10 protein-coding genes are annotated in these 18,949 nt (G+C 68.9%); 3 read left to right on the forward strand and 7 right to left on the reverse strand.

The annotated features are described in order from the left end of the window. Nucleotide 1 precedes the first annotated feature (1 nt). Genes malQ through glgA form a run of 7 tightly spaced genes read right to left on the reverse strand, consistent with a single transcriptional unit; the run spans nt 2 to nt 16,303 of the window. Complete coding sequence (gene malQ, locus N5C88_RS13905) at nt 2-2,086, reverse strand: 4-alpha-glucanotransferase (protein WP_280015505.1); 2,085 nt, start codon at nt 2,084-2,086, stop codon at nt 2-4. Further along, a complete protein-coding gene (treZ, locus tag N5C88_RS13910; protein ID WP_280015506.1) occupies nt 2,083-3,861 on the reverse strand; it encodes a malto-oligosyltrehalose trehalohydrolase in 1,779 nt (592 codons plus the stop codon). The genes malQ and treZ overlap by 4 nt, the downstream gene beginning before the upstream one ends. Beyond that, complete coding sequence (glgX, locus tag N5C88_RS13915; protein WP_280015507.1) at nt 3,858-5,966, reverse strand: glycogen debranching protein GlgX; 2,109 nt, start codon at nt 5,964-5,966, stop codon at nt 3,858-3,860. Before glgX ends, treZ begins: the two co-directional genes overlap by 4 nt. Before the next feature lie 6 nt (nt 5,967-5,972). Continuing rightward, nucleotides 5,973-8,171, reverse strand: a complete 2,199-nt coding sequence (glgB, locus tag N5C88_RS13920; RefSeq protein ID WP_280015508.1) for a 1,4-alpha-glucan branching protein GlgB — start codon at nt 8,169-8,171, stop codon at nt 5,973-5,975. Further along, complete coding sequence (treS, locus tag N5C88_RS13925; RefSeq protein WP_280015509.1) at nt 8,168-11,521, reverse strand: maltose alpha-D-glucosyltransferase; 3,354 nt, start codon at nt 11,519-11,521, stop codon at nt 8,168-8,170. The genes glgB and treS overlap by 4 nt, the downstream gene beginning before the upstream one ends. Nucleotides 11,522-11,539: 18 nt before the next feature. Next, nucleotides 11,540-14,722: an alpha-1,4-glucan--maltose-1-phosphate maltosyltransferase gene (locus tag N5C88_RS13930; RefSeq protein WP_280015510.1), complete on the reverse strand. Its 3,183-nt coding sequence runs from the start codon at nt 14,720-14,722 to the stop codon at nt 11,540-11,542. A gap of 24 nt (nt 14,723-14,746) precedes the next feature. Then, nucleotides 14,747-16,303 (reverse strand): glycogen synthase GlgA, encoded by a 1,557-nt coding sequence (glgA, locus tag N5C88_RS13935; RefSeq protein ID WP_280015511.1) that lies wholly within the window; start codon nt 16,301-16,303, stop codon nt 14,747-14,749. 160 nt (nt 16,304-16,463) lie between these two features. Here glgA and N5C88_RS13940 point away from each other — a divergent pair, with 160 nt between their 5' ends. From N5C88_RS13940 to N5C88_RS13950, 3 genes are read left to right on the forward strand one after another with little or no spacing between them, the layout of a single operon-like run. Further along, entirely contained in the window at nt 16,464-18,236 is a 1,773-nt protein-coding gene (locus tag N5C88_RS13940) for a thiamine pyrophosphate-requiring protein (protein WP_280015512.1), read from the forward strand. Nucleotides 18,237-18,280: 44 nt separating this feature from the next. Next, nucleotides 18,281-18,487 carry a hypothetical protein gene (locus N5C88_RS13945; RefSeq protein WP_118932424.1) on the forward strand — a complete coding sequence of 69 codons (207 nt, stop codon included), beginning with the start codon at nt 18,281-18,283 and terminating at the stop codon, nt 18,485-18,487. A 46-nt stretch (nt 18,488-18,533) separates the two neighbouring features. Further along, nucleotides 18,534-18,872 (forward strand): DUF883 domain-containing protein, encoded by a 339-nt coding sequence (locus N5C88_RS13950; RefSeq protein WP_280015513.1) that lies wholly within the window; start codon nt 18,534-18,536, stop codon nt 18,870-18,872. Nucleotides 18,873-18,949: the final 77 nt, after the last annotated feature.

An 18,949-nucleotide genomic window follows, 5' to 3' on the forward strand; every position in this document is an offset into this window, starting at 1 on the left:
GTCATGGCCGACTCCGACCCGTGCGCAGGGCTTGCAGCCGGCCTTGCACGGCTGGGTCGGCGAAGCACGCCGCGCTGCTTGCGGCCAGGCGTCGACGCCAGTTGGGATGCTGATCCACGGTGCCGGGCAGGTTGGGCTGTTCCAGTTCGCCCGCCAGGTCTTCCATGGGCACCAGCAGCAGGGGACAAGGGCTGGAAGACACGAAGCGCAGCATGTCCTCCAGCGGCGGCCGCGCGGGTTCGACGGCGCAGCCCAGGGCTTGCGCAAGCAAGCTGCGGTCCATGCGCCGGTTGTGCCGCAGCGTGGCCTCGTCATCGCCGCCGCCCAGCAGGTTCAGTTCGGCGCGCACGTCGATGTCGCGCTCGGCCCACCAGCCGCGCAAGGTCGGCAGGTCGTGGGTCGAGGTCATGGCCACGGCCTGGACGGGCCAGTCTTCGGCGGCAAGAAAAGGCGCCGGCTTGGGCGGCTCGGACGGCGGCGCGGTCATGTCAGGCTCCTGCCGCATGAACCACAGCACATTCATGCCCAGGATGCCGTGATCCGCCAGTTCGCGGTTGAAGCCTTCAGGCACCGTGCCCAGGTTTTCGCCGATGGCAAGCGCGCGGTGGCGCCAGGCTTCCAGCGCCGTCAGCGCCAGCAGTTCGCGCAACGGATAACGCAGATAGGCGCCCGCATCGGCGGCCAGTCCATCGGGTACCAGCCACAGCCGCGCCATGCCCAGGATGTGATCGATGCGCAGGCCGCCAGCGTGAGCCAGCGCGGCGCGCAACATGTCGATGTAGGCCGCGTAGCCTTGGGCATGCATCGCGCGCGGCGAGAACGCGGCCAGATTCCAGTTCTGTCCTTGCGGATTGTGGATGTCGGGCGGCGCGCCTATGGACAGTCCTGGCATCAGGTCGGTCTGGCGGCTCCAGGCGTGGCTGCCGTCCGGACTGTCGCCCACGGCCAGGTCGGCGATCAGCCCCACGCGCATGCCGGCGCGGCGCGCCGCCTTCTGCGCGTGGCCCAGGCTTTCGGCGGCCAGCCATTGGGCGTAGCGATGGAAGTCGACCTCGACCGGATGCTGCCGCGCATATCGCTCGACTTCCGGCGAGTCCGGATCGCGCAGGCCGGCGGCCCATTGCGTCCAGGGCAGGTGGTGTGCGCCATGCGCTGCCTGGGCGGCATGCAAGGCTTCGAATACGGCGTGGTCGCGCAGCGCCTTGCCGCGGCGGACGCAGAACGCCTCGTAGCGCTGGCGGGCATCCTCTGGTCCGATTGCGCGGAACTGGCGGTGCAGCGCGCGCAGCAGGCGCTGCCGCCATATCCCGGCCGATGGCCAATCTATCAAGTCGGTTACGGGCGGCTGGGCGGCCAACTCGGCCAGCGCCCGGCGCAAGGCATCGTCACCAAGGATGGAGGCGGGATCCGCGTACAGGGTGTTCAGGAACAAGCGGCTGGATGGCGCGTAGGGGCTGCAGCGCTGCGGTTGCGCGGCAAACATGGCGTGCACCGGGCTGATGGCGAGCGCGTCGGCGCCCTCGGCCGCGGCAGCGGCGGCCAGCTCGCGCACCGCGCCGAAGCCGCCGAAGCCAGCTTGGCCGGCATCGCGCCTGAGACTGTAGACCTGCGCGCATAGTCCCCAGGCGCGCGGCCGCATGCCATCGGTCAGATCGTCCAGGCTGGGCGCTTGCCGGGGAGCCACCGCGAGCACGGTCTGGCCGCATGCCAGATGCAGCGAGTGATATCCCGGCTCCTGCGGCGCGATCAGGCTGCCGTCGGCTGCGACCTCGCCGTCGCAGGTCAGCCCGGACTCGCACACGATGCGGTAGCGGCCGCGCGCGCAAGCGGGCAGGGAGGCAGGCATGCCGCTGCGCGCGACCAGCAGGGGCGGCAGCCGGGCCCCGAGCTCCACGCCCAGGCGATGGTCGCTATCGCGGATGTCATCGGTGTTGCCCGCCGGCAGGCCCATGCCCTCCAGCAGCAGCCGTAAAGTATCCGGCGACACCTGCCGCGGACGCTGGCGCGCGTCGGTCCAGTGTTCGGCGATGCCGGCTTTGGCGGCCAGCGCGGACAAGGCCGGATCGCCGGCGGGCGTGGTGGTCATGCCGGCTCCTCCAGCAGCCACACGGTGCTGTCGCCGCACACCTCGCCCTGGACCAGCGCGTCGCGCGCGCCGGCCACGGATTCGAAGAGCAGCGTGGCATAGGCCTCGACGCCCGCCTGCAAGGCCTCGGGCAGCGCCAGGCGATCGGAGCCGAAGTTCGCATAGACCGTCAGGCGCGCGCCGCCCGCCAGTTGCCAGCGCGCGTACACGCCGCGTTCGCCGATGGCGGCCGCGCCCAGGCTGACCGCGCCAGCCAGCCGCGGCGCGATCAGGCGGGCGCGCAGATGCAGCAGGACCGCGTAGTCCCGCATCCAGGCATGCGCGTCCGCGGCGCTGGCGCGCGGTTTGCTGGCCAGGTAGGCCGCGGGATCGTTCGGGTCGGACAGCGCGCCCGCGCCCTGGAATTCGGGAAAGCGCGAGAACTCGCGCCGCCGGCCGTCGCGCACCGCTTGCGCCAGGGCCGGGTCGGCATGGCTGGTGAAGTAGTGGAACGGCGTGCGCGCGCCGCGTTCCTCGCCCATGAAGATCAGCGGGATCTGCGGCGACAGCAACTGCAACGCGACCGCGGCGCGCAGCCGGGCGGGACTGTCCACCAGGCTGGCCAGGCGTTCGCCGCCCGCACGGTTGCCGGTCTGGTCATGGTTCTGCAGGAACAGCACGAAGGCGGTCGGCGGCAGTTCCGCGCTGGGTTCGCCCCGCGGCTGTCCGCCGCGGTAGGGTGAACGCTGCCCCTGGTACAGCCAGCCTTCGGCCAGGCAGCGCGCCAGCGCCTGGGCCGGCAGGGCGCTGTAGTCGGCGTAATAGCCGTGGCTTTCGCCGGTCAGGAGGCAATGCAGGGCATGATGCGCGTCGTCATTCCATTGCGCATCGAAATCGCCTTGCAGCAGGCTGGCGCGGTTGTCGTCGTTCTCCAGCACCAGATGCACGTAGCGTTCGGGCGGAATATGCTGTCGCAGGTGCTGGGCCAGCTCATGCAGCCATTCTTGGCCCGCGATCGCATGCACGGCGTCCAGGCGCAGCCCGTCGAAGCGGTACTCGGTCAGCCAGTACAGCGCGTTGTCCTTGAAGAACTGGCTGACCGCCGGCTGACGGAAGTCGATGGCGTCGCCCCAGGGCGTGGCGACGTCTTGCCTGAAGAACGGCGCGGCATAGCGCGGCAGGTAATTGCCGTCGGGTCCGAAATGGTTGTAGACCACGTCCAGCATCACGCCCATTTCCAGCCCATGGGCCTCGTCGATCAGGCGCTTGAGCTCGTCGGGCGTGCCGTAGGCCGCGTCGGGCGCATAGGGCAGCACGCCGTCATAGCCCCAGTTGCGCGGCCCGGGGAAGTCGGCAATGGGCATCAACTCCAGCAAGGTCACGCCCAGCGCCGCCAGCTCCGGCAGCCGCGCCAGCAGGCCCGCATAGCCTCCCTCCAGGCCGGCATGGGTTTCGTACAGCACGGCATCCTCCCAGGGCCGTCCGCGCCAGCTGCCGTAGCGCCAGGGGTAGGCATCCGGCGCGACCACGATGCTGTCGCCATGCACGTCGCCGTACTGCAGGCGCGAGGCCGGATCGGGCGCGACCGTGTCCGCGTCGAGGCGGTAGCGATAGCGGGCGCCGACGGGGCAGTCCACGTCGGCCTGCACGTAGCCGTCCGGGCCGGGACGCAGGGCGATTGCAGGATGCCCTTCGACCTCGAGCGCGAAGCCGGCGGGCGCGGTCGGCGCCCACAGCCGAAAGCGCGTGACGCCGCTCTCCAGCGGGATTGCGCCGGATGCATAGTCGTATGTCATGGCGGATCTCCCGGCACGTAGGTCGCCGCCAGCAACACCACGCTGCGCGCGGCCACCGTGACGGCGGGCTCCGACAAGGGCGCGGCAGGCGCCTGCGTGGCGGAATCCAGCTCGCGGATCCAGGCCAGCTCGGGCGGCGGCATCTGGAAAACCGCGTCCTCCGCGCCTGGATTCAGCAACAGCAACGTTACGTCGACGCTGCCGTCTTCGCGGCAGGCGGCGCGGCGCAGGACCAGGGCATTGGCCTCCGACTCCCAGGCGGCGGCGTCCAGTTCGGCGCCTGCTGGATCGAACCAGGAGATGGCTTTCACGCCAGGCGCGAGCTGCTGGCCCGCGTCGCCGTAGCGCGCGGCGCGCGTGCTGGGGTGGGCGCGGCGCAATGCGATCAGGCGCGCCGCGTAGCGGGATAGCTCACGACCGTCGTCAGCCTGCGCTTGCGTCCAGTCCAGCCACGACAGGGCGTTGTCCTGGCAATAGGCATTGTTATTGCCTTCCTGGCTGTTGCCGAATTCGTCGCCCGCCAGCAGCATCGGCGTGCCATCGGCCAGGAACACGCAGGCCAGCTGAGCCCGCTGCACCCGTTTCCGGGTGTCCAGGATGGCGGCGTCCCCGGTCGGGCCTTCGGCGCCCCAGTTATGGCTGTAGTTCTCGCCGTGGCCGTCGTTGCCGCCTTCTCCGTTGGCCTGGTTGTGGCTGCCGTCGTAGCTGACGATGTCGGCCAGCGTGAAGCCGTCGTGCGAGGCCACGTAGTTGACGCTGCTCCAGGGGCGCCGGTGGCGGCGGTCGAACAGGTCGCGCGATCCGCACAAGCGCGCCGCGATCTCGCCGCGCATGGCGGGATCCCCGCGCCAATAGCGGCGGGTGGCGTCGCGGAACTTGTCGTTCCACTCGGCGAATCCGGGCGGATGGTTACCCAGTTGGTAGCCATCCGGGCCCACGTCCCAGGGTTCGGAAATCAGTTTCAGGCGGGCAAGGGCAGGGTCCTGCAGCACGGCGTCGAAGAAGCCCGAACCCGGGTCATAGCCGGTGCCTTCGCGGCCCAGGGTGACGCCCAGGTCGAAGCGGAAGCCGTCAACGCCATAGGATTGCGCCCAATAGCGCAGCGAATCCGTGACCATTTGCAGGACGCGCGGATGCGACAGGTTGACGGTGTTGCCGCAGCCGGTGTCGTTGATGTAGTAGCGTTCATCGCCCGGCACCAGGCGGTAGTAGCTGGCGTTATCCAGTCCGCGCCAGGACAGCGTGGGCCCCAGCTCGCTGCCCTCGCACGTATGGTTGTAGACCACGTCCAGGATCACTTCGATGCCGGCGGCATGCAGCCGGCGGATGGCCTGGCGCAGTTCGTTCGGGTTGTGCTGCAGGTAGGCGGGCTCCGGCGCAAAATACGATAGCGTGCTGTAGCCCCAGTAGTTGCGCAGGCCGCGTTCGGTCAGGAAGCGGTCCTGCAGGAACGCATGGACGGGCAGCAGCTCCACGGCCGTCACGCCCAGCCGTTGCAGGTGTTCGATGAAGCGCGGGTCGGCCAGCGCGGAGCAGCTGCCGCGCAAGGGCTGGCGCAGGTCTTCGCGCAGCATGGAGGCGCCGCGCACGTGCACCTCGTAGATCACGGTATCGTTCCAGGCCGTGGCCGGCGGCCGGCTGTTGCCCCAGGTGAAGGGCGTTTCCTCGGCCACGATGGCCTTGGGCATGGCGGGCGCGCTATCGCGCCGGTCGATGCTGAGGTCGGCGCGCGCATGCTTCATGCGATAGCCGAACAGCGCATCGCTCCAATGCAGCGGCCCGGTCAACTGGCGCGCGTAGGGATCGAGCAGCAGCTTGTGGGGATTGAAACGGTGCCCGTTGCGCGGATCGTGAGGGCCGTGGGCGCGATAGCCGTACACCAGGCCGGGATGCGCGTCGGGCAGGTAGCCGTGCCAGATCTCGTCGGTGCATTCCGGCAGGTCGAAGCGGCGCAGTTCCTTGCGGCCCTTGGGATCGAACAGGCACAGCTCGATACGCGTGGCGTTGGCCGAGAACACCGCGAAGTTCACGCCCAGGCCGTCGCTGACCGCGCCCAGCGGATGGGGCTGGCCGCCGGCGATGCGCGTGAATTGGGAGGGATCCATATGCGTTCAACCTTCGTAGAGCAGAAACAGGGTGGACAGCGGCGGCAGGGTCAAGGACAAGGCCTGGGGCTGCCCATGGGACGCGCTGAGGCCGGTGCTGGCGCCGCCCTGGTTGCCCTGGCCGGATCCGCCGTAGTGCGTGGCGTCGGTATTCAGTCTTTCCGTCCAGCGGCCGGCCCGAGGCACGCCGATGCGGTAGTCATGCCGCGCCACCGGCGTGAAATTGGCGACCGCGAGCACATGATGGACGCCGTCGCTGCGGATGAATGCGACCACGCTGTTGTCCCGGTCGTCCAGGATCGTCCAGGCGAAGCCCGCCGGATCGGCATCCAGCGCATGCAGCGCCGGCACTCCGCGGTACAGGCCATTCAGGTCGGCAACCAGCCGCTGTATGCCCAGGTGGCCGGGGCGGTCCAGCAGGTCCCAATCCAGCGGGACGTCATGGTTCCATTCCCTGGGCTGTGCCATTTCGCCGCCCATGAAGAGCAGCTTCTTGCCCGGATGGGCCCACATGAAGCCGAGGTAGGCGCGCAGGTTGGCGAGCCTGGCGGCCGCGTCGCCCGGCATCTTGGCCAGCAGCGAGCCCTTGCCGTGCACCACCTCGTCGTGCGATAGAGGCAGGATGAAGCGCTCGCTGTACGCATACACCATGCTGAAGGTGATGTCATGGTGGTGATGCTTGCGGTGCACGGGGTCCTCGGACAGGTAGCGCAAGGTGTCGTGCATCCAGCCCATGTTCCATTTGTAGTGAAAGCCCAACCCGCCGTCGCTGACCGGCGCGGTGACGCCGGGCCAGGCCGTCGATTCCTCGGCGATCATGATGGCGTCCGGCACTTCATGTCGCACGATGCCGTTGAGCGCCTGCAGGAACTGCACCGCCTCCAGGTTTTCGCGGCCGCCGTAGCGGTTGGGGATCCATTGGCCGGGCTGGCGGCTGTAGTCGCGGTAGAGCATGGATGCGACCGCGTCCACCCTCAGGCCGTCGACATGGAAGCGCTGCAACCAATGCAGCGCGCTGGCTATCATGAAAGCCTGCACCTCCGTGCGGCCCAGGTTGTAGACCATGGTGTGCCAGTCCGGGTGATAGCCTTCGCGCGGATCCTCGTACTCGTACAGCGCGGTGCCGTCAAAGCGGGCCAGGCCGTGCGCGTCGTCCGGGAAGTGCGCCGGCACCCAGTCCAGGATCACGCCGATGCCCGCGTGGTGGCAGCGGTCGACGAAACGGGCGAAGGCGGCGGGCGGACCATAGCGCGCCGCGGGCGCGAACATGCCCAGCGGCTGGTAACCCCAGGACCCGCCGAAGGGATGCTCCATGACGGGCAGCAGCTCCACATGGCTGAAGCCCATGGCGCGGGCGTAGGCCGGCAGCTTGTCGGCCAGCCGGTCCCAGATGCAGGCGCGCGAGTCCGGGTCGTCTGGCAGCCAGGAGCCCGCATGCACTTCGTAGATGGACAGCGGCGCGTCCGAGGATTGGCGCGAGCGCCGTTGCGCCATCCAGGCCTGGTCTTCCCACGGATAGCCGGCGCCGTCCTCCACCACCGAGGCCGTGGCCGGCGGCGCTTCGCTGCGCCGCGCCAGCGGATCGGCCTTGAGGCGCTGATTGCCGGCGCGGTCGGTGATGGCGAACTTGTAGCGTTCGCCGGCCTGCACGCCCGGGATGAAGATCTCCCAAACGCCGGCGCGGTGCCGCAGCCGCATGCCGTGCCGGCGGCTGTCCCAGGCGTTGAAATCGCCCACCACCGCCACGCGTTGGGCGTTCGGCGCCCATACCGCGCAGCGCAGTCCTGCCACGCCGTCGATTTCCATCAGCCGCGCGCCCAGGGCTGTGCCGACGCTGCGCCATGCGCCTTGCGCCAGCTCCTCCAGCGTGCCGTCTTCCAGCAGGGTGCCGAAGGCATAGGGGTCGGCGGTGATCTGTTCGGCATCGGGCCACTGGATCGCCAGACGGTACGAGCCGCCGTCGCCGGAGCGGGCTTGAGGAACGCGTCCAAGAAACAGTCCCTGGCCCTGTTCGCGCAAGGGGATGCGCGCACCGGCGCCGTCCAGCGCAGCGACAGCCCGCGCGCCGGGGACATACACGCGCACTTCTCCCTCGTGTGGCCCCAGGAAGGCATACGGATCGCTGTGCAGGCCGCAGGCCAGCGCAGCCAGTTCGACGGGTGAGGTGGCGCTGAGGCTGCCGCCTGCGGGCATGTCCTGGCTCATGATGACGCGTCCTCCTCATCCACCGCGGCCGACAGCAGCAGGCTGCGCGCCAGCTCCACCAGGGCGCACAGCGGTATCGAAATCCAGTCGGGGCGATGCGCGGCCTCGTAGCTCACTTCATAGGCGGCCTTCTCCAGTTGCGCCAGGGCCAGCAGCGCGTCGTCGGCCGCAGGCGGGACAAGCGCCGAGGTGCGCGCATCGCGGTAGCCTTGCAGGAAGGCCTGGCTGGCGGTCTGGCGAAAGCGCGCCAACAGCAGGTCGCGCAGTTCCGCTGGCGCGACAGGCGCGCCCGGCGTTTCGCCCGCGCCGGCATTGGCGTCGGTCGGCGCGCCGCCGATGATGTCGCTGCGGGCGATCGAGGCGGCGGCATAGTCGAACGAACGCAGCATGCCCGCCACATCCTTGCAGGGCGAGGCGAGGGCGCGGCGCGCCTGCACGCTGCTGACGGGTTCGCCCTCGAAGTCGATCAGATAGGCGTCCGCCTGCGCCACCAGCACCTGCCCAAGATGGAAGTCGCCGTGCACGCGCAAGCGCAAGGCGCCGGTCTCGGCCTGCGCCATCGCCGCCACGCGCGCCGCCAGCCGGGAGCGGTGCTCAAAGTACCATTCGGCGCAGGCGCGCGAAGGGGCCTCCAGTTCGCCGAGTAGCGCGCGCAAGTTCTTTTCCGCGCGTTCCAGCAGGCCCTGGACGTGCCGCGCGTGCGCATCGGCATCCGCCTGGCGGGCAGCGCTCGGCTGGAACGCGGGGTCGTCGGTGGCCTGCGACAACAGGTTGTGCATCTGCGCCAGGCGCTCGCCCATGGTGGCGGCCATTGCGGCGTAGCCTTGCAGGTCCTGGGCGAACTCGTCAGGGCTCTGGTTCACCAGCAGCGCATTGTCCAGCGTGCGCTTGAGCAGATCCAGCGTCCAGTTCCAGGCGTCGCCCTCGTTGGCGACATAGCGGTGCGCCACCGCCAGCGTATGGACCACGCCGTCGGCGTCCTCCCGTTGCACCTCGCCCAGCAGCGCCGGCATGTTGGCGTAGCCGGCGCGCGTCAGGTAGCGGGTCATCTCCAACTCGGGCGATCCGCCGGGCTGGACGGCGCGGATCAGCTTCAGTATCAGCTTGCCATCGACAACGACCGAGCTGTTGGACTGTTCTCCTGTCAGCCATTGCAGTTCGCCGTCCCCGGCGACGTCCAGGTCGGCCAGGCCTGCTTCGGGCAGGAAGCGGATGACCCCCGGCTTGTCGCCGGGCTTGCCGCCGCTGCGGCCGTCGAGCTCGCGGCCCTGCTGCATGGCCTGAACGACCGTGCGCACGAAACCGGGCTGCAGGAAGGCGTCCGCCAGCACGCCGACTTCCGCGCCGCGCCGTACCCGGGCGATCGCATACTGCACGGCGGCGGCCTCGTCCCAGACCAGCACGAAAGGCGCCTGCGCGCGCAGGCCGTCGACCCCGTCTTCGGGCTCGACCTCGGCCCAGTAGTACTCGCCATCCGCGCCGGTGAATGGCGTGGCGTAGGCAAGACGTGCGCGCGCCGGCGGCTGCTTGCCCGGATACCAGCGCTGGCGCGCCAGGTACTGGGGCAGCACTTCTCGCTCCAGCGTGGCGCGCGACGCGTCCGTCAAGGCCGCGCCGCCATGCGCGCGCAGCACCAGGGTGGTCAGCTCCGGCATCTGTTCGGGCGTGCTGGCATGCCAGTCGGGCGGGGCAGCCTGGTTGCTCAGGTCCAGCCAATAAAAGGCGTAAGGCGGCAGGGTCAGGAGGTAGGGCAGCTCGCCTACCGCGGGGAACGGCGTGCCGCCCAGCATTTCCACCGGCACGCGGCCGTTGAACTCCTGCAGTTGCAGTTCCACCGGCTGTGCGGCGTTGGACAGGTTGGCCACGCACAGGATGGTGGTGTCCTGCCATTGGCGCAGATAGGCCAGAATCTTCCGGTTGCCCGCGAAGATGAAGCGCAAGGCGCCGCGTCCGAATGCATGGCTTTGTCGGCGCTGCGCCAGCAGGCGCCGGGTCCAGTTCAACAGGGAATGCGGATCGCGCTGTTGCGCCTCCACGTTCACCGCTTCATAGCCGTACAGCGGGCCCATGAGCACCGGCAGCGGCAGCTGTTCGGGGTCGGCGCGCGAGAAGCCGCCGTTGCGGTCGGGCGACCATTGCATCGGCGTGCGCACGCCGTCGCGGTCGCCCAGGTGCACGTTGTCGCCCATGCCCAGCTCGTCGCCGTAATACAGCACGGGCGTGCCCGGCATGGACAGCAGCAGGCTGTTCATCAGCTCGACCCTGCGCCGGTCGCGTTCCAGCAGCGGCGCCAGCCGGCGCCGGATGCCCAGGTTGATGCGGGCGCGCGGGTCCGCCGCGTACACGTTCCACAGATAGTCGCGTTCGCGGCTGGTGACCATTTCCAGCGTCAGCTCATCATGGTTGCGCAGGAAGATCGCCCATTGGCAGGACGCGGGAATGTCCGGCGTCTGGCGCATGATGTCGATGATGGGGAAGCGGTCCTCCTGCGCGATCGCCATGTACATGCGCGGCATCAGCGGGAAATGGAAGGACATATGGCATTCGTCGCCGGCGCCGAAGTATTCCTGCGCGTCCTCCGGCCACTGGTTGGCCTCGGCCAGCAGCAGCCGGTTGGGATACTCGGCGTCGATCACGGCCCGGATGCGCTTGAGCACCTCGTGCGTTTCGGGCAGGTTTTCGTTGTTGGTGCCTTCACGTTCGACCAGGTACGGCACCGCGTCCAGGCGCAAGCCGTCCACGCCCATGTCCAGCCAATAGCGCATCACGGCCAGCACTTCCTTGAGCACCTGCGGATTGTCGTAGTTCAGGTCGGGCTGGTGCGAGTAGAAGCGGTGCCAGAAATAGGCGCCGGCCTCGGGGTCCCAGGTCCAGTTGGATTTCTCGGTGTCGCAGAAGATGACGCGCGTACCCGCATAGGCCTTGTCGTTGTCCGACCAGACGTAGAAGTTGCGCGCGGCCGATCCGGGTTTGGCCGCCCGCGCGCGGCGGAACCAGGGATGCTGATCGGAAGTATGGTTGACCACCAGTTCGGTGATGACGCGCAGGCCACGGGCGTGGGCCGCGCGGATCAGCTTCCTCACGTCGGCCACGGTGCCGTAATCCGCATGCACCCCACGGTAGTCGGCGATGTCGTAGCCGTCGTCGCGGCGCGGCGACGGATAGAAGGGCAGCAGCCAGATCGTGTTGACCCCCAGGCTGGAGATGTAGTCCAGCTTGGAGATCAGGCCGGGCAGATCGCCCACGCCGTCGCCGTTCGAGTCGAAGAATGACTTGACGTGCAGCTGATAGATGACCGCATCCTTGTACCAAAGGCCGTCGTCCTGGAGAGGTTGGGTTTCACTGATCATGGCAATGGGCGCGCGGCGTCATCCATGCAGCGACAAGCGCCACACGCGATAGGGTTGATCGGGATGCAGCGTCAGTTCGCGGATCTGCCCCTGCCATGGCTCGCTGCGTTCAGCCAGCAGGTCTTCTGCGATCAGCCGGCCCGTGTCGGCCTCGCCGAACAGCCAGAATGGCGCCTCGATGCGCGCCGCCTGCGGCTGGAAGGGATCCAGGCTGATGACCGCGAGGATGAAATTGCCGCGGCCTGGCGTGGACTTGCAGAACGCCAGCACGCGGTCGTTGCCGCTATTCGCCAGGGTCAGGCCCCGATGGCTCTGCAGGGCCGGGTTGGCGCGCCGGATCTGGTTCAGGCGGGTGATCTCCGCGCGGATGTTGCCCGGCGCAAACCAGTCGCGCTGGCGCAACTCGTACTTCTCGGAGTCCAGGTACTCCTCCTTGCCCGGCAAGGCGGCCGACTCGCACAGTTCGAAGCCGCTGTACATGCCCCACAGGCCGGACCCCAGCGCCGCCAGCGCAGCGCGTATCAGAAAGCCCGGGCGGCCCGAGGACTGCAGGAAGTAGGGGTTGATGTCCGGCGTGTTGACGAAGAAGTGCGGCCGGAAGAAATCGGCGGCGGGCGGCGTGGAGACTTCCTCCAGATAGGCCTCCAATTCCGCCTTGTCATTGCGCCAGGTGAAGTAGGTGTAGGACTGGGTGAAGCCGATCTTCGCCAGCCGGTACATCATCTTGGGCCGGGTAAAGGCTTCCGACAGGAAGATCACGTCGGGATGCTGCGCGTGGACCTCCGCGATCAGCCACTGCCAGAACGGCAGCGGCTTGGTATGCGGGTTGTCGACCCGGAAGGTGCGCACGCCATGCTGCACCCAGAACAGCACCACGTCGCGCAGGCCGCGCCACAGGGTCAGCTTGCGCGCGCGGCGGGCGACGGCGCCATAGAAGGCGACATTGACAATGTCCTGGTACTTCTTCGGCGGATTCTCGGCATAGCGCAGCGAACCGTCCGGACGCCAGGAGAACCAGTCCGCGTGCCGCGCCAGCCAGGGATGGTCTGGGGAGCACTGGATCGCGAAGTCCAGCGCCACTTCCATGCCGTGGGCGCGGGCCGCGTCCACCAGCCGCAGGAAGCCGTCCAGCCCGCCCAGCAGCGGTTCAACCGCATCGTGCCCGCCGTCGGCAGAACCGATGGCATAGGGACTGCCCACGTCGCCGGGCTCGGCGCGCAGGCTGTTGTTGCGTCCCTTGCGGTTGCGTTGCCCGATGGGATGGATGGGCGGGAGATAGAGCACGTCGAATCCCATCTCGCGCACGTCCGGCAGCCGCGCAATGACGTCGTCGAAGGTGCCATGCTGACCGGGCAGCGCGGATTGCGAACGCGGAAACAGCTCATACCAGCTGGCGTGGCAGGCCTGGCCGCGATCCACCCAGACCGGATAGGGCGCGGGGCTGACGTATTCGAAAGGGCGGTCGTCCAGTTCGCGCATGGTGCCGGCCAGATCCTCATCCAGCAGCGCATCGATCTGTTGCGGTGTGGGCGGAGCCGGTTCGTCTTCGGCGGCCTTGGCGAATCTCTGCAACGTGTTGCGCAACGTCATGGCGCCGGGGTGCGAGGCGTTGCGGGCGCGCGCCAGCGCCGCGCGCAGCATCAGCAGGCCTTCCTCCACTTCCAGGCGCAGGTCCACGCCGGCCTGGTGTTTCACCTCGAAGTCATGGCGGAAGGTCTGCCAGGCGTCCAGCCAGGCATGCACCACGAACTCGTGCGGCCCGATGCGGCGCGGACGGAACGAGGCTTCCCAGCGGTCGTTCAAGCCGCGCGTGAAGGGCGCTGCGCGCCACGAACTTTCGTCGGCCGCGCGCCAGCGCAGTTCGGCGGCCAGCAGTTCATGGCCGTCCATGTAGATGTCGGCGCGCACCGGAATCCGCTCATGCGGGATGCTCTTGATGGGGAAGGCGCCGCCATCCACGGTGGGGCTGACCTGCTCGACCACGATGCGCTGGCTGGCGGCGCCGTCCTGGCGGCGCGCCACATGCCGCGAAGCTTCGCGCACGGGATGCGTGGGTTCGAGCAGATACATGGCGCAGCCCGCGGGCGCAATGGCATTGCCTTGCGGCGCCAGGCCGCCCGGCACGCCTTCGGACAGGAAATCGGCCGGCGGCAGAAGCGGCGCCAGCGCGTCCCAATCCACGCTTGCCTCCTCCGTATCCGACGGATTGAGCGCCAGCACGGCGGTGCCGGCCGCGCATTCGCGCAGCAGCAGGGTGCAGTGGCCGTCGCGCCCGCCGGCCAGACGCAGCGGGCCGCGCAATCCGGCTTGCGCAAACCAGCGATTGGCCGCGGCTACGTCGGGCAGCCGGGCATCGTCCTCGCCATCGAACATCAGGACATCCGCGCATAGCGCCGCGGCCCAGGCGCCGCGCTTGTCCGGGACGTCGCGCGGCGGCGCGGCAATGACGGGTGCAATGGCGCGCAGCCTGCGGTCTTCCTCCGCCAGCCAGCCGGATTTGCAGTCCCACCAGGGCAAGGACGAGCACAGGCCGTCCAGGCCCGCGCCGCGCAAGGCCGCCAGCGACTCGGGCGTCAGTCCCTGCGCCCAGGCAAACAGTTGCGCGACGCGATCCGGACCGCGCAACGCCGCCGCCAATGCCGCCCAGTCCTGGGCCGGCAGGCATTGCGGCGCATGGAAGACATAGCCTGCGGCGCCGCGCTCGATCCAGCGCCGCAGCCGTTTGCTCCAGGTCTCCACAAAGCCGGGCGGCGGCGGCCCCGGACGCAAGTGCAGCGCCTCGCGCACGTCGGCGCTCATGCGCGGATCGCGCGCGGGGTTTTCGGCAGGCGGTTGATACCAGCCGGGGCCAGCCGTGTCGGCTACGGCGCCGACGGCGCAGCGGTCCATGACGATGTCGAGGTACAGGGCCAGGCCGTGTTCGGCGAGCTGCCCTGCGGCCTGCTCGATCCAGTCGGCCATGGGCACGCGCCCGCCTGCCAGCTGCGCGCTGTCGGCATCCAGCGGGGCGGGCGAGGCGCTTTCCGGCCCCTGCAGCCAGGGCGCCGGCAGCAGCAGGGCATTGAATCCGCGTTGCCGCAAGTGTGAATAAAGGCGCGGCCCGATTTCACCGCCACGGGCGCAGGCGTCCCCGCTTGCGCCGCCACGGGCGTGGTAGAGGCGCAAGGGAGCGTGCGGATGGGCTGGCGGGGATGTGGGCACCTGCGGTTCCTCCTGTCGGGGCGCCTAGACGGCGGGCGCGGGAAACGGCCCGCCAGAACGCTGTCCGGCGCGTAGGGCAGCCACCTCGGCCACGGCCGGCACGCGGGGCCTTCTGCCGGTATCGGCCAGCGCGCGATAGAGCTCGGCGTAGGGCGCCGCGGCGGCGCGCCAGCTGAAATCCGCGTTCATGGCATTGCGCTGCATGGTGCGCCAGAGCATGGCGTCCTCGCGCAGGCGCAGGGCGCGGGCGATGGCCGCATTCATGGCCGCGGGGTCGTCGCCGTCGAACAGCAAGCCATTGGCGCCGGCCATTGCCGAGAGCGGCGCGCGCGGCCCGGGATCGTCGATCGTATCGGCCATGCCGCCCACCCGCGAACCTATCGGGATGGATCCGTAGCGCATTGCATACAGCGGCGTCAGGCCGAAGGGCTCGAAGCGGCTGCCGTGCAGCAGCATGTCGGAGCCCGCGTGCAGCCGGTGGGCCACCGCCTCGTCATAGCCGATGCGGGTGGAGCAACGCCCGGGAAAGCGCGCGCACAGTCGTTTGAGAGCTTCTTCCAGGCGGCGGTCGCCCTGGCCGAGGATCGCGACCTGCAGGCGCGGGTGGCGATCCAGCGCCTCGGGCAAGGCCTGCGCGGCGACGTCCGCCATCTTCTGTTCCGTCAGGCGGCTGCCCATCGCCAGGAGCACGGCTTCGGCATCCTCATGCAAGCCGAACTCCCGCTGCAGGGCCGCCTTGCTGCGCGCCTTGCGGCCCAGGTCGCGCGCCGAAAACCGCAAGGAGCCCAGATGCGGATCGCGCACCGGATTCCACACCATGTTGTCGATGCCGTTGGGGATGGCCACCAGATCCGCGGCGCGCCGTCGCAGCAGCCCCTCCAGTCCGCAGCCAAAGGCGGGCGTCAGGATTTCCCGGGCATAGGTATGGCTGACGGTGGTGACGCGGTCGGCGTAGCGGATACCGGCCTTGAGGAAATTCAAGCGGCCCCAGGCGCCGGCGGCTTCGTCGTTGCGGTAGCGTTCAGGTATGCCCAGGGAGGCGGCGCATTCCATCGGGAACTGTCCCTGGAACGCCAGGTTGTGGATGGTCATGATGCTTTTGACGTCGCCCGGGCCGTATTCCCGCAGCAGCAGCGGCACGAGTCCGGCGTGCCAGTCGTGCGCATGCAGCAATTGCGGCCGCGCGATGCCGGGCAAGCCGCCCGCCACGCGCACCGCCGCATGGGCCAGCGCCGCGTAGCGCAGCGCATTGTCGGCGTGCTCGCAACTGTTTTCGTCCAGGTAGATGCCAGGCCGGTCATAAAGCGCGTCGTTCTCGAGCAGCAGGAAGTCCAGCCCCGACTGGGCGCAATGCCCGGCGAAGAGCCGGGCTTCCCCTCCCGGCAGATTGTGCAGTGGCGCCACCACCCGCAAGCGCTCCAGCCGCTGGCGCACGCCGCGGTAGGCCGGAAGCAGCACCGCCACGGACACGCCGGCTTCGCACAGCCCGCGCGCCATGCCCGTGATGGCGTCCCCCAGGCCGCCCGTCTTGGCCAGGGGAAACGCTTCACCCGCCACTACCAGGGTTCGAATCTTTGTCATGCCAACTCCCGTTCAGGCGGATCGTCGAGCGCGTCCGCCGCTGGGGCTTTCATCCGCAAGCGCCGTGCCTGCGCCGGCACCGGCGCAGGCACACACGGCCGGGAACGGTAATTGCTGGTCTGGGCGTTCTGTCGAATTGCGGGAAAACGCGGAGCATCGAATGAAGACTGTGGCGGACTTTGTGCTGGAACGGCTGTCGCAATGGGGGGTCAGAAGGATCTACGGCTATCCCGGAGACGGTATCAACGGCCTGATCGGCGCCTTCGGCCGCACCCGTGAGCCGTTGGAGTTCGTCCAGGCCCGCCACGAAGAAGCCGCGGCGTTCATGGCCTGCGCCCACGCCAAGTTCACCGGGCAGGCCGGGGTCTGCCTGGCGACCTCCGGTCCCGGCGCCATCCATCTGCTGAATGGCCTGTACGACGCCAAGCTGGACCATCAGCCCGTCGTGGCCTTGGTCGGCCAGCAGGCCCGCAGCGCCCTGGGCGGCGACTACCAGCAGGAAGTCGACCTGATCAGCCTGTTCAAGGACGTGGCGCACGATTACGTGCAGATGGCCGCGACCGCCGAACAGGCGCGCCACATGATCGACCGCGCCATGCGCATCGCCCTGGAGCGGCGCAGCGTGACCTGCGTCATTTTTCCAAACGATGTGCAGGATTTGCCGGCGGTGGAGACGCCCGCCCGCGAACATGGGACCGTGCCGACGGGCATAGGCTTGACCTCGCATGCCGGCGTGCCGGGCGAGGCCGCCTTGCGCAATGCCGCAGACATCCTCAATCGCGGCGAACGGGTCGCCATGCTGGTCGGGGCGGGCGCGTTGCAGGCTGGCGCGGAAGTGCGCCAGACCGCTGAACTGCTGGGCGCCGGCGTGGCCAAGGCGCTGCTGGGCAAGGCGGCGGTACCCGACAGCCTGCCGTACGTCACGGGCTGCATCGGCTTGTTGGGCACGCAGCCCAGCTGGGACATGATGAACGAGTGCGACACCCTGCTGATGGTGGGCACGTCGTTTCCGTATTCGGAGTTCCTGCCGCCGCCAGGACAGGCGAGGGCCGTGCAGATCGATCTGGACGGCCGCAAGCTCAGCCTGCGCTATCCCGTGGAACTTGGCTTGGTCGGCGACAGCCGGTTGACCCTGCAGGCCCTGATTCCCTTGTTGCAGCCCAAGACCGCGCGCCGCTGGCGCGAACGCATCGAGGGCAAGGTCGCGCGCTGGCACGAAACCGTGGAGGCGCGCGCAATGGTGCAGGCCCAGCCGCTGAATCCGCAACGTCCCTTCCTGGAACTGTCCAAACGGCTGCCGCCACGCAGCATCCTGACCTGCGACTCGGGCTCGGCGGCGAACTGGTATGCGCGCGACATCGCCATGCGCGAGGGAATGATGGGCTCGGTATCGGGTGGCCTGGCCACCATGGGCTGCGGCGTGCCTTATGCGCTTGCCGCCAAGCTGGCGCATCCGCAGCGGCCCGTCATTGCGCTGGTCGGAGACGGCGCCATGCAGATGCTGGGCATGAACGAGCTGATCACCATCGCCCACCGCTGGAAGGACTGGGCCAACCCGACCTTGATCGTCATGGTCCTGAACAACGGCGACCTCAATCTGGTCACCTGGGAGCAGCGCGTCATGGGAGGCGACCCCAGGTTCGCGGATTCGCAATGGCTGCCCCGGTTTTCGTACGCGGAGTATGGCCGCCTGCTAGGCCTGGAAGGCATACGGGTGGACAGCCCGGACGCCGTGGGAGACGCCTGGGATCAAGCCCTGGCGGCGACCCGTCCGGTCGTGCTGGAAATGGTGACCGACCCCGAGGTGCCACCCTTGCCGCCGCACATTCCGGCCAAGCAGGTGGCCGCGTACTTCCAGGCGCTGCGCAAGGAAGAGGGCGGCGCGGCAGGCGCGGCCTTGCGCGCGACCATCAAGCAATGGTGGGCGGGATGAGGCCGCGGCCGCATCGATCGCATTCTGTCGTTCAGGAGCATGCCATGACCAAGACCAAGACCAGACCTTCCGGACCCTCCCGGCCCGCAGACCCCAAACCGCCGGGTCCGCAGCAGCATCCCGCCGAACAGCCCACCCCCGACCCAGGCCGGCACGAGACCGACCGGCACGGCCGTTGGCCGCCCGACAGCCTGCCCAACCCCATGCCCGGACTGGATCCCCAGCAGACGCCGGGGATCGACAGGCTTTGAGGAACCGCGGCCTTCCGCCGCACACGTTTTTTCACAAGGAGCACGTATGAACAAGCACCACGGATTGCGGGACATGTTTCAACCCGCCGACAACAACACGCGCACGGTGCGCGAACTGATCGCTGGCACCGAGGCGCTCTTGCGCAGCACGGCGAGCTATAGCGGTTCCGAGATCGAAGCTGCGCGCGACAGCCTCAAGCAGCAGCTCGAAGCCGCGCGCGAGCACGCCAAGGGCTGGGAGCGTGCAGCCTGGGAGCGCGCCCGGCATGCTTCCCATGCCGCCGACGAGTACGTCCATGAAAACGCCTGGAAGAGCCTGGCGGGCGCGGCGCTGATCGGCATGCTGGCGGGCGTGTGCCTCATGGCCGACCATAAACGCCGCTGAGCGCCTAATCCTTTTTGCCCATTGATAGGGCGGGGCGTTTCCAGGACCATGCTCGGATTGCGCCGCAACACCGGAAT

The organism is Achromobacter sp. GD03932, from assembly GCF_029839485.1.
Taxonomy (GTDB): domain Bacteria; phylum Pseudomonadota; class Gammaproteobacteria; order Burkholderiales; family Burkholderiaceae_B; genus Achromobacter; species Achromobacter bronchisepticus_A.